Source organism: Streptomyces sp. 549 (genome assembly GCF_030124175.1).
Lineage (GTDB): Bacteria > Actinomycetota > Actinomycetes > Streptomycetales > Streptomycetaceae > Streptomyces.
In genome coordinates this window covers 80,075-101,136 of sequence record NZ_JASKMT010000001.1, presented here as the reverse complement: position 1 = coordinate 101,136, position 21,062 = coordinate 80,075, and the positions used below count along the sequence as shown (strand labels likewise).

Below are 21,062 nucleotides of genomic sequence, written 5' to 3'. Positions count from 1 at the left end.
TGCCGTACCTGACCCGCACCCGGATCCGGCGCGGTTCCCCCTGATGCTCAGCCGCAGCGGCGACCGGTGTTGATGCAGTTCACCGCCTTCTCCATCAACTCGTCGGACATGGCGTTGATGAAGTCACCGTGGTCGGTGACGGGCTTGTGGAAGGCCTCGGGGAAGCTGTCCAGAGCGAAGCTGGTGCTGCCGGCCAGGCCGTTGTAGGTGACGCGCTGCACGAGTTGCGGGACGGCGCGGAAACCGTCGGGGCAGTTGCCCTGGCGGTCGGCGAAGGCCACATGGTCGCGGTGGTTGGCGCTGTCGGTGTTGCGGCCGTCCCAGCAGCTCTGGAACTTCGCGATCCGCACGACCTTGCTGCCCTGCGGGCAGATCGGGTACTTGTCCGTCAGCTCCACCCGGGACTCGAAACCCGTGCAGCTCCAGCGGGCGTTGGCGTTCGCTCCACCGTTGGCGTTGGCCCTGGCGTCACCGGTGATGATGCGCAGGAACCGGGGCATGGCCTCGACCTTGGTGCGCGGGCTTCCGACGAACTTCAGCTGGACCGTGGCGGGGGTGAGGATCCGGCCGACGTTGCCGTCGGCGCCTCCGCCCGGCTGCGCGGCGTCGGACTCCTGCACACCGTCGCGGTCCCGCAGCACCGGCCAGTAGTAGGTGGACTGGTCACCGTTGGTGCAGGTCGTGCGGCTGACTGCCAGCGACTCGTCGGTGGTGAACGCGTCGACACCCTCGGCACCCACGTAGTCGTGGGTGTGGTGCGCGCCGTTGTCGACGCCGGGGGCCACGATGACGTTGTCGGAGTTGAACTGCCCCTGCTCGTTCACGCCGCACCGGGACTGGAAGCTGCCGTTGGAGGCGTCCTGGTTCCTGCGGGGGCGCTCCACGTTCGGCGCCACGGTGGTGATGTCGACGAAGTCCTCAGGCACGGGCCCGTTGCCGCCGTCCTGCCCGCCGTCCTGCCTCTCCTGTCGGCTGCCCTGGTCCTGCCCGTCCTGGCCGGTGCCGTCCTGTCCGCCGTCGCCCTGCTCCTGACCGCCCTGCTCCTGACCGCCCTGGCTCTGGGACTCGCCCGCGCCCTGCTCACCGCCGTCTTCTGCGGCTGCGGGTGCGCCCGCCTGGCCTGCGACCCGGCAGACAGCCAGACTCTGAAGATCGCGCGGCCGTTCCGCACCGGTCCGCTCGACGGCGATCTCGATCCGCTCCAGTACGGCTGCGCGCTTCGACGCCAGCGGACCGAGGACGATGTTGGACACCTCGGCGGTTCCGCCCTTCACCGACGGCATGCGCGCGTCGGCCTCTCTGACCTGCTGCCGCATCAGTTCGAGGCTGCGGTCCACCTCGGCGCGCGCCCCGGCGGGCACGTTCGTGAGCCTGCCCTCCACCGCGGGGCAGGCGACCGCACCGGTCGACGCCTGCTGCTTGCCCGAGTCGCTGGCGTTGGCACCGGCGTTGACGGCCACCAGGCCGCCTCCGCCCAGTACCAGCCCGACCACAGCGAACACCGCCTTCCTGCGTGTCCGGCTCACCTTGTGTCGCTGCTGCACGATGGTCCTCACTTTCCGGACGTCCGCTCAGTGCGACGCCTGTTGTCCTCGGCCATCCCCCCGGCCGGTCACCCGGCTCCGACACTGCGGGTGGTGATCGGTCGCCGCTGACTCTCGCACCTCAACCTCCCCCCTTGTCACGCACGTTGGAGGCGCGTCACAGAGTCGTAAGTTCTTCACGGGCCACGCACGGGCCACCGGCGGGGTACGACGGGCCACCCACGGCCCACGGGCCGCAGGGCGGGGCGCCCTCGCATGTTCCTGCCGGTCCGGGCCGCGCCAGTACGGCTGTCAGCCCGTGGACAGCCCCGACGCCGTGTGGGCGAGGGCGTCGAGGACCGGCCGGATCAGGGGGTGCGTCTCCGCGCCGCGGCGCACCGCGGCGAAGACGCGCCGGGTCGCCTCCGGGCCTGACACCGGCCGGACCACGGTGCCGCGCAGCTCCATTCCGCGCAGCGCGGAACGCGGCACCAGCGCGACGCCCGCACCGGCTCCCGCCAGTGCGACGACGGCACGGAAGTCGTCCGACTGATGCACGAGCCGGGGCTGGAAACCGGCCAGCTCGCAGGCGAGCAGCACCATGTCGTGGCAGGGGTTGCCCGGATAGGGGCCGATCCAGTCGCTGTCGTCGAGCCCGGCGAGTTCGACCCGCTCGCGGTCCGCCAGCGGGTGGTCGGCGCGCAGCACGGCGTCGAACGGCTCCGCGTACAGCGGTACCCGGTGGAGCCGGCGGTCGTCAGCGCCCGGCGCGCCCCGGTACTCGACGGCGACCGCGAGGTCGGCCTCGCCGTCGAGGACGAGCGGCAGGCTCTCGTCGCCCTCGGCGTCCCGGACGCGCACCCGGATACCCGGGTGGGTCTGCGAAAGTGCTCCCAGCGCCGGTGCGACCACCTCGGCGATGCCGGTGGCGAACGCGGCGACGCTGACCTCGCCCGCGGCTCCGCCCGCGTACGCGGCGAGCTCCGCCTCCGCCCGCTCGACCTGGGCGAGCATCGCGTGGGTGTGGGCGAGGAGGATCTCTCCCGCCGCGGTCAGGGTCACGCCCTTGCCGCTGCGGATCAGCAGGGTGTGGCCGGTCTCCTTCTCCAGCGCGTTGAGCTGCTGGGAGACGGCGGAAGGGGTGAGGTACAGCGCGGCGGCCGCGGCGGTCACCGTACGGTGATCCGCCACGGCCCGCAGGGCGCGAAGCCGTCGAGGGTCGAACACGCGTCCATCCTGCCAGGTGGCGCCGGTCAGCCGCGTGCGCCCTCCAGCGCACGGCGGGCGTCGGTGAAGGCGGCGACGGCTTGCTCGACGTCCTCGGTGGAGTGGGCCGCGGACAGCTGGACGCGAATCCGCGCCTGGCCCATCGGGACGACCGGGTAGGAGAAGCCGATGACGTAGACGCCGCGCTCCAGCAGCAGCTCGGCCATCCGGCCCGCCTCCGCCGCGTCGCCGATCATGACCGGCACGATCGCGTGGTCGCCGGGCAGGATCTCGAAGCCGGCGTCCGCCATCCTCGTACGGAACAGCTCGGTGTTGGCGGCGACCTTGTCCCGCAGGTCACCGGCCGACTCCAGCAGGTCGAGGACCTTCAGGGAGGCGGCGGCGATCACCGGGGCGAGGGAGTTGGAGAAGAGGTACGGGCGGGAGCGCTGGCGCAGCAGCTCGACGATCTCGGCGCGGGCGGCGACGTATCCGCCGGAGGCGCCGCCGAGGGCCTTGCCGAGGGTGCCGGTGAGGATGTCGACGCGGTCCATCACCCCGTGCAGTTCGGGGGTGCCGCGCCCGCCGGGGCCGACGAAGCCGACGGCGTGCGAGTCGTCGACCATGACCATGGCGTCGTAGCGGTCGGCCAGGTCGCAGATCTCGCGCAGCGGGGCCAGGTAGCCGTCCATGGAGAAGACGCCGTCGGTGACGATGAGGCGGCGGCGCGCGTCCCGGGTCTCCTTGAGCTGCTTCTCCAGGTCGGCCATGTCCCGGTTGGCGTAGCGGTGGCGGCGCGCCTTGGACAGCCGGATGCCGTCGATGATCGAGGCGTGGTTGAGGGCGTCGGAGATGACGGCGTCCTCCGGGCCGAGCAGGGTCTCGAAGACGCCGCCGTTGGCGTCGAAGCAGGAGGAGTACAGGATGGTGTCCTGCTGGCCGAGGAAGGCCGAGAGCCGCTGCTCCAGCTCCTTGTGGATCTCCTGGGTGCCGCAGATGAAGCGCACGGAGGCCATGCCGTAGCCCCAGCGGTCGAGCGCCTCCTTGGCCGCGGCGACGACCTCGGGGTGGTCGGAGAGTCCGAGGTAGTTGTTGGCGCAGAAGTTGAGCACCTCGGTGGACGCGGCACCGGCCGTCACCGCGACGGAGGCGTTCTGGGGGGTGCTGATGACGCGCTCGGGCTTGTGGAGGCCGGCGTCGCGGATCTCGTCGAGGGTGGCGCGGAGGTCTTCGCGGACGGACGCGTACATGGGAGTTCTCCTTGGAAGGCGCGGGGCGGGGGCCGGGCGGGGCGCGGGGGTCAGGCGGTCCAGTCGAGGATGATCTTGCCGCTGCGGGCGGTGGCGGCCTCGTCGAAGGCCGCGTCGAAGTCCTGGTAGCCGTAGCTGCCGGTGATCACAGGACTGAGGTCGAGCCCGCCCTCCAGCAGCACCGACATCGCGTACCAGGTCTCGAACATCTCCCGGCCGTAGATGCCCTTGATCGTGATCATCGAGGTCACGATCTTCGACCAGTCGAGGGCGAACTCCTCCGCGGGCAGGCCCAGCATCGCGATGCGGCCGCCGTGCGTCATGTTGTCGACCATGTCGCGTACGGCCTCGGGGCGGCCGGACATCTCCAGGCCGATGTCGAAGCCCTCCTTCAGGCCGAGCTGCCGCTGGGCTGCGGCGATGTCGCTCTCGGCCACGTTCACGGCGAGCGTCGCGCCCGCCTTGCGGGCGAGGGCCAGCCGGGTCTCGCTGACGTCGGTGATCACCACGTTGCGCGCGCCGGCGTGCCGGGCGACGGCCGCGGCCATGATGCCGATCGGCCCCGCACCCGTGATGAGCACGTCCTCGCCGACGAGCGGGAAGGACAGCGCGGTGTGCACGGCGTTGCCGAAGGGGTCGAAGATCGCGGCGACGTCCAGGTCGACCTTGGTGCGGTGCACCCACACGTTGGAGGCGGGCAGCGCGACGTACTCGGCGAACGCGCCGTCACGGCCCACGCCGAGGCCGAGGGTGCTCCGGCACAGGTGGCGGCGGCCCGCCAGGCAGTTGCGGCACTTCCCGCACACCAGGTGGCCCTCTCCGCTCACCACGTCGCCGACCGCGATGTCCGCGACGTCCGGGCCGACCGCCGCGACCTCACCGACGAACTCGTGCCCGAGGACGCGGGGTGTGCTGACGGCCTGCTGCGCCCACCCGTCCCACGACCTGATGTGCAGGTCGGTGCCGCAGATGCCGGTGCGCAGCACCTTGATCAGCACGTCCGAGGGGCCGGTCACGGGCTCGGGCACGTCCATGAGCCAGAGGCCGGGCTCGGCGTGCTGCTTGACAAGTGCCTTCATCGGTGCGGCTCCAAACAGGGGTGACGGGACCGATCGACTACCGAACAGCGGTTCCGGTCTGCGGACGCGCACCAATCTGCCCAGTCCGCAGGGCCGCGTCCATCGACGCTTTCTTAAGCGGGTCCACAGTCCAGCTTCACGCCCGGTGAACGCCGGGCCCCCGGGGGAGCGCGGCCACTCACGGAAACGATTACCTGTTCGCCGGTCGGAGACCCTTGACGACCGCCCGGCCCGTTGGGACGGTGCAGGCCATGCTGAATGTTGCGGACATGCCAAGAAAGCGCCTGTGTCTGCTCGGTGTCCTCCTACTCCTCACCGGCTACCTGAGCACGGCGGGTGCCCAGCCCGCCCGTGCCCTGCCCGACGAACTCTGGTTCGACGCCCCGGCCGCGGCCACCCTCACCGTCGAGGACGGCCGCTTCAAGGACGGCCTCGGTCGCGAGGTGGTCCTGCGCGGCTACAACGTCTCCGGCACGACCAAACTCAAGGAGCACCGCGGCCTGCCCTTCGCCTCGGTCGCCGACGCCCGGAAGTCCGCGCGGGCACTGCGCGCGCTCGGCGGCGGCAACTCCGTCCGCTTCCTGCTCCACTGGGCGTACGCGGAGCCGGTGCGCGGACAGGTGGACACCGCCTACCTCGCCGCCGCGACCGCGCAGATGGGCGCGTTCCTCGACGCCGGGATACGCGTCTACCCCGACTTCCACCAGGACCTCTACTCCCGCTGGCTGTTCGGCGCGAACAGCTGGTACACCGGCGACGGCGCTCCCCGGTGGGCGGTGGACCTCGGCGGCTACCCGGACGAGTTCTGCGGGATCTGCCTCTTCTGGGGCCAGAACATCACCCAGAACGAGGCCGTGAAGCGGGCGACGTACGACTTCTGGCACAACAGGCACGGCGTCCAGGACGCCTTCCTCACCACCGCCGAGAAGACCATGACCTACCTGCGGCAGCACCTCACCCCCGCCCAGTTCGCAGGTGTCGTCGGCTTCGACCCCTGGAACGAGCCGCACTCCGGCGTCCTCGACCCGGGCCAGACCAGCCGCACCTGGGAGAAGGACGTCCTGTGGCCGTTCTACGAGCGGTTCCGCGCCCGCATGGACGCGGCAGGCTGGCAGGCCAAGCCCGCCTTCGTCGAACCGACGCTCTTCTGGAACGCCAACATCGGCTTCCAGAAGGAGGAGGGCGGGTTCCTCGACGTGGGCCGGCTCGGTCCGCGGTACGTCTTCAACACGCACTTCTACGACCAGAAGGCGATCTCGGGCATCTTCATGTGGGGCAAGGCGGCGGACGGCCAGTACGTCACCGACTTCGGCACGGTCCGCGACCGGGCCGCCGCCACCGGAACGGCCGCGGTCATCAGCGAGTTCGGCCACCCGCTGTCCGGCGGGGTCTCCGACAAGGCGCCCACGGTCCTCAAGGCGATGTACCAGGCCATGGACTCCCGTGTACGGGGCTCCGGTTGGTGGACGAACCCGTCCGGCTCCGGCCCGGTCCTCTCCGGCCAGCAGTGGCAGTGGGACATCTACAACGGACGGCACCGCGAGCTGATGAACGACAACCCCGGCAAGGTGCAGACCGAGGGTGACGCCTGGAACGACGAGGACCTGTCCGCCGTCCGCCTCGACGACTCGGGCACACCCGTGCTGCGCCAGGACGCACGGCTACTCGACCGGGTCTACCCCAGCGCCACCGCGGGCAGCGCGGTCGCGTTCACCTACGAGGACCGCTCGCGGGACGGGGCGACGACGCTGACGTGGAACGAGGTGCCGCGCTCCCTGCCGGCCGTCCGGCAACTTGTGGGTTCCGGCCAGTACGCCCTGCTGGTCTGGCGCTCGGACGGCAGCGCGGAACCCACGGAACTGCATCTTCCGGCGTCCTTCCCGACCTCCGCGACGACCGTGGTCTCCGACCTCGGCGTCACCGTCTCCCCACCCGCGTACACGAGGGCCACGCCCGTCGCGGTCGCGAGCGAACCGGGCGGCACCGGAAGCCGCCGCCTCCTTCTCACGGACGCCGACTCGGGCACCCTGCACTACGCCCTGGTCACCAACGGCGCGACAGCCCCGCCGGCGACGCTGCTCGACGCGGCGCGGACGGAGCTGTCGACGTGGACGGTGGCGCAGTTCGGCTAGCGGGCGGGTCAGCCGACTGACGGGCCTGCCGGTTGACGGGTCAGCCAGCGGACGAGTCAGCCGGCGGACGGGCCGGTCCAGTCGGCGGGCACCTGAGCCAGCCGAACTCGCTGGGGGTGGTCGCCGACCGGGACCGAGACGATCTTCTGCCCGGTGGCGAAGTCGATCGCCGTGACCCGGTCCGCGCCGGCCTCGGAGACCACGCATGCCCTGCCGTCACCGCTGACAGTCGCCCAGTACGGCTTGATGGCGGTGACGAGCGGGCCCTCCTGGAGGGTCGAGCGGTCGACCACGGTCGCGTAGTCGTCCATCGTGCCCGCGACGCACAGCTTGGTGCCGTCCGGCTTCATCGAAATGCCGTGATGGCGTGAGTCGTTGACCCAGGTGGTGCGGTCCGGGTCGGTCTCGGGGTTCTTCGGAAGCGTCTTCACCCGGGTGATCCTGTCGGTCGCGATGTCGTACTCCAGGAAGCCGTGGAAGAACGACACCTGGAAGTACAGCTTCGACTCGTCGGGGCTGAACACCGCCGGGCGGACCGCGTCCGAGTAGTCCCTGAGGCCGATCGCGTCCAACCGGTCCCGCATGTCGATGACCCTGACCTGCTCGAAGGTCCGCGCGTCGGCGACCGTGATCCTGCGGTCGCCCTTCGTCCAGTCCAGCCAGGGCGCGTCCAGCGCGGTGTTGACCTCGCCGATGGACATGTTCCAGATGTACCTGCCGTCGCTGGTGAAGATGTTCTCGTGCGGCTTGTCGCCGGTCCGGAACGAACCGGCCTGCTCGCCGGTGTTGATGTCCAGTACGTGCACGGTGTTCGAGGTCGAGGCCGAGACGGCCACCCGGGTGCCGTCGGGGGACACGGCCATGTGGTCGGCGCGGAAACCCGACACGGGGAAGCGCCAGTTGATCTTCCCGCTGGCCAGGTCGATGGAGACCACGTCGGCGAAGCTCGGCCGGGAGACGACCATCGACCGCCCGTCCGGAGTGGAGTACATGTCGTCCACGAACTGGTCGTTGCCCTCGCCCACGGTGTTGCGGATGGTCATGAAGGCGATCCACCGGATCGGGTTGGCGTTGATCTCCGCCATCCGCTGCTTCCTGTCCGGGATGACGTTGATCCGGCCGATCTTCGAGAAGTCGCCACTGGACCTGATCACGTCCGCGGTGCCCTCCCAGTTGTTGCCGACGAACATCACCTCCCGCAGCTCGGCGGCGGAGGGCTGTGCGGTGGCGGAGGGTTGTGCGGTGGCCGCGGAGGCGGTCCCGCCGGCGGTGAGCGCGAGAGCGGCGCCCACGGCGGCGAGGCGCCGCATACCGGCCCGTCGGGTGCGGCCGGCCGGGGACGCGGGGGAGGGGAGTGCGGCGGTCGATCCGGGAGCGGGCATGGACGTTACCTCCTGCATGGTGGGGGCATGACAATCGAGGAGCGGGTGCGGCGTGCTGAGCAAGCACGGACGGTCCGGTGAGCAGCCGCGTCGGAAGCGGGCCTGATCGAGCCGGACCCACCGAACCGGACCTACTGGAAAGTAGGGAAGGGCGCGGCCCTCCACAAGGCCGCGGACACAATCAAATCCGCGGACGGAACGAACGGGCGAGATGATGCCCCGCCCCTCGTGGCCCGCGGCAGCCAGGCGATTGAGCCCGCCTCGCCTGCCTCAGCGCTCGACGGGTACGTACTCGAACCAGTCGAAGTGGACAGCGCCCATCGAGGCGAACATCCCGAGGACCCGGCCGGTGAAGCCTCCGGCGACCTCCGTGGACAGGTACCGACCGTCCAGCGAGGTGAGTTCGACGAACGTGCCGTCCGGCTCCTCGATGCCGACGCGGATGGTGTCGGGGCCGGTGCGGGCATCGTCCACCGACTGCACTTCGGCCACCTCGATCCGGAGCACCACGGGACCGGCCGGCGTCGGCCGGGACGCCACGACGGCGTGCAACGGCCCGACACGGGCGCGCACGCGGACCTCCCCGGGCGAGGCCTCGACGTCGTAGTGGTGCTGCTCGTCGAGGCGGACGGCCAAGCCCCCGCGTCCCTGTGCCGTATCGACCAGGGCGCGTACCCGGCAGGACAGGTGCTCCTGCCGCCGTCCGACGAACGTGGCGTCGGTGTCATCGAGTGACCCGCCACGGGCGTTGAGGGTCAGCCAGCCGGGCCGCATCCCGGTGGTGCAGTCCTCCGGGGGGCGGTGGCGCAGCGATACCCAGTGCGGGGCCAACCCGTCCGAGTCGAAGTCGTCCAACGCCGGTACGGCGGGTGGGGGATACAGCTGCCAGGGGGGTGCGGGCATGTCGGTCGACAGCTCGCCGACGACCGGCCAGCCGTCCACCCAGTCGACCGGCACCAGGAGCGTCTCCCGGCCGAGTACGTGCCAGCCCGGACTGCCCCCGCGCGGCCGCACACCGAGCAGCACCATCCACCACGACGCGTCGGGCGCCTGCACCAGGTCCGCGTGACCGGTGTTCTGAAGGGGATGGTCGGTGCCCCGGTGGGTCAGGACCGGATTGTCGGGGCACGGCTCGAACGGACCTGTCGGCATGCGGCCGCGGGCGATCGAAACGCCGTGGCAGCGTTCGGTGCCGCCCTCGGCGATCAGCAGGTACCAGTAGTCGCCGATCCGGTACAGGTGCGGCGCCTCCGGCGCCTTGGCGCCCGGCGTGCCGGACCAGAGCCGGCGCGAGGGGCCGAAGGCCTCCCCGGTACGGGGATCGATCCGGACCTGGCCGACACCGGCCGTGGTGCACCAGCAGTTCCCGTCGTCATCCCAGGCCAGGTCCGGGTCGATGCCGTGCACACCGGGCAACCGGATCGGGTCGGACCACGGGCCGGCCGGGTCGGTCGCCGTGAAGAGCACGTTGCCGTCGCTGCTCACGTTCGTGACGATCAGCCAGAAGCGGCCGTCGTGGTGTCGCAGCGTGGGCGCGTAGATCCCTCCCGAAGCGGGCGCCCCCGGCGGCAGGCGCAGCTGGCCCGGCCTGTCGAGGGCGTTGCCGATCTGCGTCCAGTGCACCAGGTCCCGACTGTGGAACAGGGGAACACCGGGGAAGTACTCGAAGCTGGAACAGGCCAGGTAGTAGTCATCGCCCACCCGGCATACGGACGGGTCCGGGTGGAAGCCGGGTATGACGGGGTTGCTGAAGCCGCTGCCCGTCCTGTGCCCGCTCGACTCCCTCATCGAGTCCCTTCACGTTTCGACGCGCCGGCGCGACACCGGCGACCGGCTGCGGGGCATGCGCTGTCCAGCAAGGCCGGCCTCCCGAAGGCTACCGGGGACCTGTGGGGTGCTGTCAGCCGGTTCGCCTGGCTCAGGGGCCCGCATCACGTGGACAGGTACCCCACCGGGGGCGCCGCCGGTGCCTGTGCGACCGCTGTGCCCGTGTAGTTGTGCGCGAGTTCGGCCGACGCGTGGTGTGAGGTGGCCACGCGGTCCAGCTGGGCGAGCTGGAGACGGGTGTCGAAGGAGGACTGGTTGCCGGAGGTGTGGAAGGTGGTGGTCATGAAGTGCGAGAAGTGCACGGCTCGCCATACACGGCGAAGGCAGGTGTCGGAGTAGGCGTCGAGGAGGTCGTGGGAGCCGCTGTCGTAGAGGCCGGTGAGGGCGCGGGCCAGGACGGTGACGTCGGAGACGGCGAGGTTGAGGCCCTTGGCGCCGGTGGGCGGGACGATGTGGGCGGCGTCACCGGCGAGAAGGAGGCGGCCGTGGCGCATCGGTTCGGTGACCGAACTGCGCATGGGGAGCACTGACCTGGCCGTGATCGGACCCCGTTGGAGCCGCCAACCGGCGTCGGCACCGAGCCGGAGGTCCAGCTCGTCCCAGATCCTGTCCTCCGGCCAGGAGGCCGGGTCCTCGCCGTTGGGCACCTGGAGGTAGAGGCGGCTGACCGAGGGGGAGCGCATGCTGGCGAGGGCGAACCCGCGTGCGGAGTGGGCGTAGACCAGCTCGTCGTAGACGGGCGGGGCGTCAGCGAGGATGCCCAGCCAGGAGTAGGGGTAGGCCCGTTCGTGGACCTGCGTGACGTGGTCGGGTACCGCCTTGCGGACGACGCCGTGGTAGCCGTCGCAGCCGATGACGTAGTCGCAGGTGAGGGTGTGGTCCTGCCCGTCGTGGGTGTAGTGCACGGTGCAGCGGTCGGTGTCGGCGCCCTCGACCGCGTGGACCGGCGCGTCGAAGTACAGCGGCGCGCCGTCCTCCAGCTGAAGGGCTATGAGGTCCTTGACGACCTCGGTCTGGGCGTAGACCCAGACGCGGCGGTTGTCGGTGAGGGCCGGGAAGTCGATGCGGTGGCGGCGGTTCTCGAAGCGTAGCTCGATCCCCTCGTGCGGGATGCCCTCGCGTTCGAGCCGGTCGGCCGCTCCGGAGTGGCGGAGGATGTCGACGGTGCTCTGTTCGAGGATTCCGGCGCGTTGGCGTTGTTCGACGTAGGAGCGGTCGCGGCTCTCCAGGACGGCACAGTCGATTCCTGCCCGGTGCAGCAATCGGGCGAGGAGCAGGCCGGCCGGGCCGGCGCCGACGATGGCGACGCGGGTGTGACGGGGGTGGTTCACGCGAGGTCACTCCTTGCTGAGGGCGTCGTCCAGGACTCGCTGGGCGACGGCGAAGGCGGAGTTGGCGGCCGGTACGCCGCAGTAGACGGCGGTCTGCAGCAGCACCTCGCCGATCTCGTCCGGCGTCAGGCCGTTGGTGAGTGCGGCGCGGACGTGCAGGGCCAGCTCGTCGTGGTGGCCGTGGGCGACCAGCGCGGTCAGGGTGACGCAGCTGCGGGTGCGCCGGTCGAGGCCGGGGCGGGACCAGATCTCGCCCCAGGCGTAGCGGGTGATGAAGTCCTGGAAGGCGGCGGAGAACGCGGTGGTGCGGGCGGTGGCCCGGTCGACGTGGGCGCTGCCGAGCACGGCCCTCCGCACCGCTGTTCCCGCCGTGCGGGTCTCTCCGCAGCCGAAGTGGCTCAGCAGGGCGGAAGCGAGGGCCTCGGGCCGCTCGATGCCGGCCAGATGTGCGGCTCCGGCGATTTCGGTGAGACCGGCGCCGGGGATGAGGTCGGCGAGCTCCCGGGCGTGGGAAGGAGGGGTGGCCGGGTCGTCGCGGCCGGCCACCACCAGGGTGGGTGTGGTGGTCCGGCCCAGTCGGTCGCGCAGATCGTAGGAGGCGAGCGCGTCGCAGCAAGCGGCGTAGGCGCTCGGGTCGGCGGCGGCGAGATCGGCCAGCAGCGCCTTTCCGGCGAGGCTCCCGGCGGTCTCCGCGTCGGCGAACCAGCGCCTCGCGGTGGCCTCCAGAAGCGGCCGGGTGCCGTGGGCGCGTACCTGGCCGGCGCGCTCCTGCCAGGCGGCCGGCTCGCCGAAGTGGGCGGAGGAGCAGACCAGCGCGAGCGAGGAGACGCGTTGAGGGCGGTGCACGGCGAGGTGGGCACCGATGGCACCGCCCAGCGAGACGCCCGCGTAGTGGAAGGTGTCCCAGCCGTGGTGGTCGGCGAGGTCGAGTACGAGGGAGGCCAGGTCGCCGACCGTGGTGGCGCCCGGCGCACGTCCGCCGAGGAGGGCGGTCGGGGATGAGCCGTGTCCTGGCAGGTCGTAGCGCAGCACGCGGTGGTGGCGGGTGAGGGCGGGGAGCTGGGGCTCCCACACCGCGAGCGAGGTGCCGAGCGACGGGCCCAGGATCAGCGGCGTGCCGTGGGCCTGGCCGTCGAGCCGGTGGTTGAGCAGGGTCACGGGCTTTCCTGACGGGTGTCGGCGAGGGCGAGGTCGACGAGCGCGGGGGCGCAGCCCAGGTAGTGAGCGGGGTCGCCGAGGTCGCGCCAGATGTCCTCGGGCACGTCGGCGAGTTCGGGCAGGCCGCGCAGCAGGTCGGTGAGGGAGGCGTCCGTGCGGGCGGACTCGGTGGCGGCAGCCGTGACGAGCGAGCGTGCCTGGGCCTGCCCCGCGTAGGGCGCGAGAGCGATCGCGACGCGTTCCGAGACGATCAGCTGGCCGATGCGGTCGAGGTTCGCGCGCATGCGGACGGGGTCCGGTCGCAGGCCCGCCGCCAGTTCGGTGGCGCACCGGGCGGCGCCTCCGGTCAGTCGCAGGGCCTCGCGCAGGGTCTGCCACTCCGCGTGCCAGGCACCGGCCGGGCGTTCGTCCTCGGCGGCGAGCGACCCGAACAGGACCGCGGAGAGGGACGGGACCTGGCGGGCGGCAGCCGCGATGAGCGTCGCCGCCACCGGATTGGCCTTGTGCGGCATGGCGGACGAGGGACCGCAGGACGCTTCCTGTACCTCGCCGATCTCGGTGCGGGCCATGACGAGGACGTCGGCCGCGATCTTCCCGAGCGCGCCGGCTGTGAAGGCGAGCGCCCCGCCGAGGTCTGCCACGGGCGTGCGCAAGGTGTGCCAGGGCAGGGCCCGTTCGGCGAGACGGACCTCTTCGGCGAAGGCGGTGCGCAGTTCCAGGGCGGAGGCGGCGCCGGGCTGTTCGGCGAAGGCGGCGAGCGTGCCGGCGGCGCCGCCGAGCTGGGCCGGCAGGCCGTCCAGCACGGCGGCGAGTCTGTGCCGGGCGTCCCGGACCAGTGTGTACCAGCCCGCCGCCTTGAGGCCGAACGTGGTCGGGACCGCGTGCTGGGTGAGCGTGCGGCCGCTCACGGGGGTGTCCCGGTGCGCGTCCGCCAGCGCCGCCAGTGCTTCCGCGCTCCGGTCCAGGTCGGTGAGGACGATTTCGAGGGTCCGGCGGGCGACCAGCATCACCGCGGTGTCGAGGATGTCCTGGCTGGTGGCACCCCGGTGCACGTGGCCCGCCGCGGTGGGGCCGACCGCTGCTCTGAGCGCGGCGACGAGCGGGATCACCGGGTTGCCGCCGCAACGGGCTCGGATCGCGAGGTCCCTGAGGTCGTAGCGCGAGGCGTCCGCCGCCTCGGTGACCGCCGTCGCGGCGGACGCGGGCGCGAGCCCCAGACGGGCCTGGGCCCGGGTGAGAGCCGCTTCGGCGTCCAGCATGGCCTGGAGGAACGCGAGGTCCCCGGTGGCGGCCTCCGCGGCTGATCCCGCCCGTACGGGGGAGAGCAGCCCGACGTCGGCGCAGTCGAAGGTGTCAGCGGAAGTCAAGGAACACCGTCTCTCCGTCGCCCTGGAGGCGGATGTCGAACCGGTGGACCCGGTCCTCCTCCTGCCGGGCGAGCAGGGTGGCGAGGCGCTGCTCCGGCAGGGAACCCAGCACCGGGTCGGCCGCCAGGCCGGCGGCGTGCTCGGGCAGGTAGCAGCGGGTGTGCAGGTGGTGCAGCAGGCCACGGGCGAAGACGACGAGCGCCAGATACGGCACGGCGCCCTCCCGGTGCGGCCCCGGCGCCAGGGTGCGGGCCGCCCAGTGGCCGTCGGCATCCGTCGCCACGCGGCCGAAACCGGTGAACCGGATGCCGTCACGGCCGATGACCGCACCCGTGACGGGGTCGTGGCGCAGTGACCCGGGCGCTCCGGCGGTCGAGCCGTCCGGGGCGGCCTGCCAGGTCTCGATGATCGCGTCGGGCACCGGCGCCCCGGCGCCGTCGTACACGTGACCGTGGAGGGTGACGGTGTCGCGGTGGCCGGCGGGGGCGATGTCACCGCCGCCGGCGAACGGCAGGGCGTACCCGTAGAAGGGCCCGACCGTCTGTGACGGGGTGGGCGGCAGGAGGGTGCTCATCAGTCGCGTCCTTCCTCGCACCAGGTTGCGGCCGGTCCGTCGAGGACGATGTCCCAGCGGTAGCCGAGTGACCACTCGGGTGCGGACAGGTCGTGGTCGTAGGCGGCGACCAGGCGTTCGCGGGCGGACTGCTCGGTGACGGCCTGGAGGACCGGGTCGTAGCGGAACAGCGGATCACCCGGGAAGTACATCTGGGTCACCAGGCGTTGGGTGAACGCCTCGCCGAAGAGGGAGAAGTGGATGTGCGCGGGCCGCCAGGCGTTCACGTGGTTGCGCCAGGGGTAGGCGCCGGGCTTGATGGTGGTGAAGGTGTAGCGGCCTTCCTGGTCGGTCAGGCAGCGGCCGAAGCCGGTGAAGTTGGGGTCGAGCGGTGCCGGGTGCTGGTCGAGCTGGTGGGCGTAGCGTCCGGAGGCGTTGGCCTGCCAGATCTCCACCAACTGGCCCCGGACAGCTCGCCCCTGGCGGTCAAGGACGCGGCCGGTGACGGTGATGCGCTCACCCAGCGGTTCGGCGGGATGCCGCCTGGTCAGGTCCCGGTCCAGGGCGGTGACGTCGGTGACGCCGAAGGCGGGGCCGGTCAGTTCGACGGCCTCGGGGTCGCGCAGCGGTATCGGTTGCTGCTTCGGGTGGCGCAGCGCGCTGCTGCGGTAGGGCGGGAAGTCACGCAGCGGGTGATGCGGCGAGGACCCGGCCGCTCGGGCCTGGGCTGCGGCGATTGCGGTGTTGATGTCGTCCTGGTGCAGGGCCTCGGGGAGAGCGTGTGTCGTCATGTCGGCCGTGGCTTTCGTGGGGCGGGGGTCGGCGTTCGGGGGCGGGGATGACGCCTTGGCCGGCGTCGACGCGGACGGTCCGCGTGGTCACCTCACCTCCTCGGGCACGTGGACCTCCGCGGCGGTGGCGGTCAGGACCTCGTCGACGCCCACACCGGGGGCGCGTTCGACGAGGGTCAGGCCGTGCGCGGCGACGTCGAGGACGGCGAGATCGGTGATGACACGGTGGACGCAGGCCCGCCCCGTGAGTGGGAGGGTGCATGCGCGCACGATCTTCGGGCTGCCGTCCTTCGCGGTGTGGGCCATCGTCACGATGACCTTGCGCGCTCCGTGGACGAGGTCCATCGCGCCGCCGACGCCCGTGACGAGTCGGCCCGGCACGGCCCAGTTGGCGAGGTCACCCTGTTCGGAGACCTGCATGGCCCCCAGTACGGCGGTGTCGATGTGGCCGCCCCGGATCATCGCGAAGGACAGGGCGGAGTCGAAGAAGGAGGCCCCCGGCAGTACGGTGACGGTCTCCTTGCCGGCGTTGATCAGGTCGGGGTCGACCTCGTCCTCGTACGGGTAGGGCCCGGTGCCCATGATGCCGTTCTCGGACTGGAGCACCACGTGCACACCCTCGGGCAGGTGGTCGGGGATCAGGGTCGGCAGCCCGATGCCGAGGTTGACGTACTCGCCGTCACGCAGTTCGCGCGCCGCGCGGGCCGCGATCTGGTCGCGGGTCCAGGCCATCAGCTCTGCGCCTTCCTGGTCGTGCGCTTCTCGACGCTCTTCGCGGCCGCCTGTTCGGGGGAGAGCGGGACCACGCGCTGGACGAAGACGCCGGGGAGGTGGACCTCGTCCGGGCCGATGGCGCCGGGTTCGACCAGTTCCTCGACCTCGGCCACGGTGACGCGGCCGGCCATCGCGGCGAGGGGGTTGAAGTTCCTGGACGACTTGCCGAAGACCAGGTTGCCGTGCCGGTCCCCCCGGGCCGCGCGCACGAGCGCGAAGTCCGTGCGGATGCCCTCCTCCAGGACGTACTCCTCAGTGCCGAACACCCGGACCTCCTTGGGCGGGGAGGAGACGGCGACACCGCCGTCTCCGTCGTAGCGCCACGGCATGCCGCCGTCGGCGACGAGGGTGCCCACCCCGGCGGGGGTGTAGAAGGCGGGGATTCCCGCGCCGCCGGCCCGCAGCCTCTCGGCCAGGGTGCCTTGCGGGATCAGTTCGAGTTCGATCTCACCAGCGAGGTACTGGCGGGAGAACTCCTTGTTGCTGCCGATGTAGCTGCCGGTGACGCGGGCGATCCGCCCGGCGGAGAGCAGGACGGCCAGTCCGCTGTCCATCGCGCCGCAGTTGTTGGAGACCACGCCGAGCCCGGTCGCTCCCGAGGCGTGCAGCGCCTCGATGAGCGCGGTCGGCACTCCGCTCAGTCCGAAGCCGCCGACCGCGAGCGTGGCGCCGTGCCGGATGTCCGCCACCGCCTCTGCGGCCGTGGCCACCACCTTGTCCATAGCGCCCGCCCTCCCGTGTTCGCAGAATGAATTATCATTCACTTTTGATCGCGCGTAGAGTTTGGCCCCGCCCCCGACCCCTGTCAATGGCGCTGCCGCGCTCGATTCCGTCGCCCGACTGGAGCCTCCATGCCTCGTACCGCGACCACGACGGCGCGAGCCGCCGTACCGGGTGGTGAGGCGGTCGCCACGCTGGAACGCGGGCTGACCGTCGTACGGCTACTGGCCGCCGAGCGCTCCGGCCGCCTGAGCCGGGCGGACCTGGTGCGGGCCACCGGGCTGGCACGGTCCTCCCTGGACCGGGTCGCCGCCACCCTGCGCCACCTCGGATATCTGCGTGCCGAGGGGCAGGACCTCCTGCCCGCCCCGCGCCTGATGGAGTTCGGCAACGCCTATCTCGCCGCGAGCCGCATACCCGCGCTGCTCGGCCCGCTCGCACACCGGCTCGCCGACCGGCTCGACGAGTCGGTGTCGATCAGCGTCCCCGACCGGGACGGCGCGCGCTTCGTCGTGCAGTGCCCCCGGCGGCGTGCCATGGCGGTCACCTTCCAGGTCGGTGATCTGCTGCCCGCCGAACGGTGCGCCCCGGGTGCCCTGTTCGCCGCCGACTGGGACGAGGAGCAGTGGGCCCACTGGCGTCGGCGGCTGCGCACCGACCCGCTCGCCGCCGGCTTCCTCGTCGTGCCGCCCCATCGCGGCGCGCTGCCCGGCGCGGCGGACTTCGAGTCGCGTGCCCGGCGGGCCGGGCAGTCGGGGCTGGCCGTCGACGACCAGCTCGTCGAGCCCGGACTGGTCGCCGTGGCGCTTCCCGTGACCGGCCCGGACGGTGCGATCGTGTGCGCTCTCAGCGTCGTCAGCCACACCAGCCGGCACACGGCGGACAGCCTGAGGAAGCTGGCACTGCCGCTGCTGCGCACGTCGGCCGGGGCCATGGAGCGGGCCCTGGCCGACCCGTCCGGTGCCGACCTGGCCGCGGAACCGCCCGCGGTCGGGCCCGCGGTCCGGGGAGCAGCTCAACTGCGCGCCGCCAAGGATGAGATCGGCCCGGAGTTCCTCCAGTCCCTTGCCCGCGGCCTCTCCGTACTGACCTCGCTCCGCACCCCCGGCGGGCTGACTCTGACGGAGGCCGCACAGGCCACCGGTCTGGCCCGCGCGACGGCCCGCCGCGCCCTGCTCGCCCTGTGCGACCTCGGCTATGCGAGCGGCGGCTCGGACATGCGCCGGTTCACCCTCCAGCCGCGTGTCCTGGAACTCGGCTATGCGGCACAGGCGGGCCTGACCTTCGAGCGGCTGGCCACCCCGTACCTGGCCGACCTTGTCCGACGCGTCCACGACTCGTCGTCCGTCGCCGTACTCGACGGGGTGGACATCCGGTACGTGGCGCGGGTCGCCACCACACGCGTGATGGGCGTGGACCTGGCCGTGGGTACGCGGCTTCCCGCATCCGCCACAGCGATGGGCCGGGTCCTCCTCGCGGGTATGCCCAGCGGGCAGGCCGCCGACCTGCTCGCCCGGTCGGCGCGCGAGCCGCTCAACGGGCGCACACTCACCGAACTGCCCGATCTCCTCGCCGCCTTGGACCGAGCCCGTACGGACGGCTTCGCCCTCGTCGACCAGGAGCTGGAAGCAGGCCTGCGCTCCCTCGCGGTCCCCGTGCACGATCGCGCCGGTGATGTGGTCGCGGCGTTGAACGTGGCCGTGCACGCGGCGCACCGGACCAGCGACGACCTGCGTACTCACGTGCTGCCCGAACTGGCGGCGACGGCGCGTCTGATCGAGGACGACCTGGCGGCGGCCACGGAGTGGCTCTCCTCGGCGGCACCGCTCGGCAGGCCGGCGATCCCAGCCCCGGACGGCACGTCAGGTGAGGAGTCGGACCTCCGAGCGGTGCGATGACCTGGAGCAACGGTCAGGCGTAGTGGCGGTAGACCGCCTGGGCCACGCAGGCGGGCTTGTCGCTGCCCTGGACCTCCACGGTGAAGGTCAGCGGCATCTGCACACCGTTGCCCCTCACCTCCTCCACCGTGCCGACCGTGCCGTGGAGGCGGATCTTCGCGCCGACCGGGACGGGGCTGGGAAACCGGACCTTGTCCAGGCCGTAGTTGACGCTCATGGAGACGCCGGTGATCTCCAGCAGCTCACCGAAGAGCGGGATGATGAGGGACAGGGTCAGGTAGCCGTGGGCGATGGGGCCGCCGAAGGGCCCGTCCTCGGCCTTCTGCGGGTCGGTGTGGATCCACTGGTGGTCGTCGGTGGCGTCGGCGAAGGTGTTCACCCGCTCCTGGGTGATCTCGCGCCAGTCGGTGCGGCCGAGGTCGGCTCCGCTCAGGGACTTCAGCTCGTCGAGGCCGTTGGCAGTGGCAGTCATGGGGTTCCTCGTGCGTGAGTGGGCGGTTCCAGCGGCTCATGAGCGAGCCGCTGGTCTGTCGGCGTGCGTCGGGCTCGGGCTCGTCGTCCCCGCTGTCAGCCGGCGCCGTACTGGCGGCGTACGTGGGTCTTGAGGAGCTTGCCGGAGGCGGTGCGGGGCAGTTCCCGTGCCGCGACGAGAGACTTGGGGATCTTGTACTTGGCGAGTCGGCCCGACAGCGAGGCCAGCACCTCGTCCGGGTCGATCGTCGCGTCCGCACGGGCCACGACGACCGCGCGGCCGACCTCGCCCCAGGTGGCGTCGGGTACGCCGATGACGGCGCACTCGGTGATGTCGGGGTGCGCGAGCAGCGCGTCCTCCACCTCGGCCGGGTAGATGTTCTCCCCACCCGAGATGATCATGTCCTTGAGCCGGTCGACGATGGTGACGTAGCCGTCCGCGTCGACCCGGGCGGCGTCGCCGGTACGGAACCAGCCGTCGGTGAAGGCGGCCTCGGACTCCTGGGGCAGCCCCCAGTACCCGGGCATGACGTGCGGCCCGCGTACCAGGATCTCGCCGGTCTCCTCCACCCCGGCCGGTGTCAGATCGGGCCGAGCGACCCGGACGTCGCTGAAGAAGTGCGGCACACCGGCTGATCCCGCCTTGCTGACCGCGTGTTCGGCGTCCAGGAAGAGGGTGCCGGGTGCCGCTTCGGTCATCCCGTATCCCTGCATGAAGGTGAGGCCGCGGCCCTGGTAGGTGGTGATGAGCGAGGTCGGCACGGGCGAGCCGCCGCAGGAGAGCATGCGCAGGGACGACAGGTCAGACGCCTGCCAGCGCGGGTGGCGGGCGATCTGGTCGAACATCGCCGGCACCCCGAACATGAAGGTGACCCGGTGGCGTTCGATCAGGTCGAAGGTGCCGCCCGGGTCGAACGCCTCCGCCAGGACGCACGAGCCGCCCTTGAGGAGTACCGGGAGCGTCAGCATGTTCAGCCCGGCGGTGTGGAAGAGCGGCGCGGAGACCAGCGCGACCTCGTCGGCCGTGAGGTCCTGGTCGATGAGCACGTTCACGGCGTTCCAGGTGAGGTTGCCGTGGGTGAGTATCGCGCCCTTGGGGCGGCCCGTCGTCCCGGAGGTGTACATGATGGTGCAGACGTCGTCGAGACCGACCACCTCGTCGATCGGTTCGGTGGAGGCGCCGGCGAGCAGTTGCTCGTAGTCCGGGCCGACGGCGACGCGGGTCCGGACGTCGGTCCTCCCGCAGGCCTCCTCCACCAGGGCCCCGTGCGAGGCCGCGTGGATCACTACCCCGGCCCCGGAGTCCGCCAGCTGGTAGGCGATCTCGGGTCCGGTCAGCCGGGTGTTGAGCGGGACGAAGACCGCCCCCAGCAGACCGGTGGCGAACAGGGTCTCCAGGTAGGAGGGGTGGTTGGCGCCCAGATAGGCGATCCGGTCGCCGCGGCGGACCCCGGCCGCCCGGAGGGCGTGGGCGAGCCGGGTGGTGCGCTCGTGCAGAGCGGCATAACTGACCACCGTGGACCGGTGGATCAGAGCGGTGCGGTGCGGGGTCTTGCGGGCCCGGCGTGCGGGCCATGATCCCAGTCCCTCGTTGCGCATC

At 71.8% G+C, this 21,062-nt stretch carries 17 protein-coding genes; 2 read left to right on the top strand and 15 right to left on the bottom strand.

The features are described 5' to 3' along the window. Positions 1 to 47: 47 nt before the first annotated feature. From QNO07_RS00420 to tdh, 4 genes are all read right to left on the bottom strand, one after another. Complete coding sequence (locus tag QNO07_RS00420; RefSeq protein WP_283989247.1) at positions 48 to 1,544, bottom strand: DUF1996 domain-containing protein; 1,497 nt, start codon at positions 1,542 to 1,544, stop codon at positions 48 to 50. Between the two features lie 291 nt (positions 1,545 to 1,835). Beyond that, the gene (locus tag QNO07_RS00415) at positions 1,836 to 2,750 is read right to left on the bottom strand and encodes a LysR family transcriptional regulator (RefSeq protein WP_283989246.1); all 915 of its coding nucleotides are present in this window, start codon (positions 2,748 to 2,750) and stop codon (positions 1,836 to 1,838) included. Positions 2,751 to 2,776: 26 nt separating this feature from the next. Then, on the bottom strand, positions 2,777 to 3,979 hold the full coding sequence (locus tag QNO07_RS00410; RefSeq protein WP_283989245.1) for a glycine C-acetyltransferase: 1,203 nt from the start codon (positions 3,977 to 3,979) through the stop codon (positions 2,777 to 2,779). 50 nt (positions 3,980 to 4,029) lie between these two features. Beyond that, the gene (gene tdh, locus QNO07_RS00405; RefSeq protein WP_283989244.1) at positions 4,030 to 5,058 is read right to left on the bottom strand and encodes an L-threonine 3-dehydrogenase; all 1,029 of its coding nucleotides are present in this window, start codon (positions 5,056 to 5,058) and stop codon (positions 4,030 to 4,032) included. Positions 5,059 to 5,327: 269 nt separating this feature from the next. Between tdh and QNO07_RS00400 the strand changes: the two genes are divergently transcribed. After that, positions 5,328 to 7,190: a cellulase family glycosylhydrolase gene (locus QNO07_RS00400; protein ID WP_283989243.1), complete on the top strand. Its 1,863-nt coding sequence runs from the start codon at positions 5,328 to 5,330 to the stop codon at positions 7,188 to 7,190. A gap of 56 nt (positions 7,191 to 7,246) precedes the next feature. Here QNO07_RS00400 and QNO07_RS00395 read toward each other — a convergent pair whose 3' ends face one another. The 9 genes from QNO07_RS00395 to QNO07_RS00355 all read right to left on the bottom strand — a co-directional run bounded on the left by QNO07_RS00395 (position 7,247) and on the right by QNO07_RS00355 (position 17,095). After that, positions 7,247 to 8,500: a YncE family protein gene (locus QNO07_RS00395; RefSeq protein WP_283989589.1), complete on the bottom strand. Its 1,254-nt coding sequence runs from the start codon at positions 8,498 to 8,500 to the stop codon at positions 7,247 to 7,249. Positions 8,501 to 8,842: 342 nt separating this feature from the next. Continuing rightward, positions 8,843 to 10,360 carry a glycoside hydrolase family 43 protein gene (locus QNO07_RS00390; protein ID WP_283989242.1) on the bottom strand — a complete coding sequence of 506 codons (1,518 nt, stop codon included), beginning with the start codon at positions 10,358 to 10,360 and terminating at the stop codon, positions 8,843 to 8,845. Positions 10,361 to 10,503: 143 nt separating this feature from the next. Continuing rightward, complete coding sequence (locus QNO07_RS00385) at positions 10,504 to 11,730, bottom strand: 4-hydroxybenzoate 3-monooxygenase (RefSeq protein ID WP_283989241.1); 1,227 nt, start codon at positions 11,728 to 11,730, stop codon at positions 10,504 to 10,506. Between the two features lie 6 nt (positions 11,731 to 11,736). Then, the gene (gene pcaDC / locus QNO07_RS00380; RefSeq protein ID WP_283989240.1) at positions 11,737 to 12,888 is read right to left on the bottom strand and encodes a bifunctional 3-oxoadipate enol-lactonase/4-carboxymuconolactone decarboxylase PcaDC; all 1,152 of its coding nucleotides are present in this window, start codon (positions 12,886 to 12,888) and stop codon (positions 11,737 to 11,739) included. Continuing rightward, a complete protein-coding gene (pcaB, locus tag QNO07_RS00375; RefSeq protein WP_283989239.1) occupies positions 12,885 to 14,255 on the bottom strand; it encodes a 3-carboxy-cis,cis-muconate cycloisomerase in 1,371 nt (456 codons plus the stop codon). Before pcaB ends, pcaDC begins: the two co-directional genes overlap by 4 nt. Continuing rightward, entirely contained in the window at positions 14,242 to 14,829 is a 588-nt protein-coding gene (gene pcaG, locus QNO07_RS00370) for a protocatechuate 3,4-dioxygenase subunit alpha (RefSeq protein ID WP_283989238.1), read from the bottom strand. The genes pcaB and pcaG overlap by 14 nt, the downstream gene beginning before the upstream one ends. Further along, positions 14,829 to 15,599 carry a protocatechuate 3,4-dioxygenase subunit beta gene (gene pcaH / locus QNO07_RS00365; RefSeq protein WP_283989237.1) on the bottom strand — a complete coding sequence of 257 codons (771 nt, stop codon included), beginning with the start codon at positions 15,597 to 15,599 and terminating at the stop codon, positions 14,829 to 14,831. The genes pcaG and pcaH overlap by 1 nt, the downstream gene beginning before the upstream one ends. A gap of 87 nt (positions 15,600 to 15,686) precedes the next feature. Next, positions 15,687 to 16,331 carry a CoA transferase subunit B gene (locus QNO07_RS00360; protein WP_283989236.1) on the bottom strand — a complete coding sequence of 215 codons (645 nt, stop codon included), beginning with the start codon at positions 16,329 to 16,331 and terminating at the stop codon, positions 15,687 to 15,689. Then, positions 16,331 to 17,095, bottom strand: coding sequence for a CoA transferase subunit A (locus QNO07_RS00355; protein ID WP_283989235.1), 765 nt, complete (start codon positions 17,093 to 17,095; stop codon positions 16,331 to 16,333). The genes QNO07_RS00360 and QNO07_RS00355 overlap by 1 nt, the downstream gene beginning before the upstream one ends. A 129-nt stretch (positions 17,096 to 17,224) precedes the next feature. Between QNO07_RS00355 and QNO07_RS00350 the strand changes: the two genes are divergently transcribed. Then, complete coding sequence (locus QNO07_RS00350) at positions 17,225 to 18,991, top strand: IclR family transcriptional regulator domain-containing protein (RefSeq protein WP_283989234.1); 1,767 nt, start codon at positions 17,225 to 17,227, stop codon at positions 18,989 to 18,991. Between the two features lie 13 nt (positions 18,992 to 19,004). On the opposite strand, the gene QNO07_RS00345 is transcribed toward QNO07_RS00350, so the two are convergent. Continuing rightward, the gene (locus QNO07_RS00345) at positions 19,005 to 19,463 is read right to left on the bottom strand and encodes a MaoC family dehydratase (protein WP_283989233.1); all 459 of its coding nucleotides are present in this window, start codon (positions 19,461 to 19,463) and stop codon (positions 19,005 to 19,007) included. Between the two features lie 95 nt (positions 19,464 to 19,558). Further along, on the bottom strand, positions 19,559 to 21,061 hold the full coding sequence (gene menE / locus QNO07_RS00340; protein WP_283989232.1) for an o-succinylbenzoate--CoA ligase: 1,503 nt from the start codon (positions 21,059 to 21,061) through the stop codon (positions 19,559 to 19,561). Between the last annotated feature and the right edge of the window lies 1 nt (position 21,062).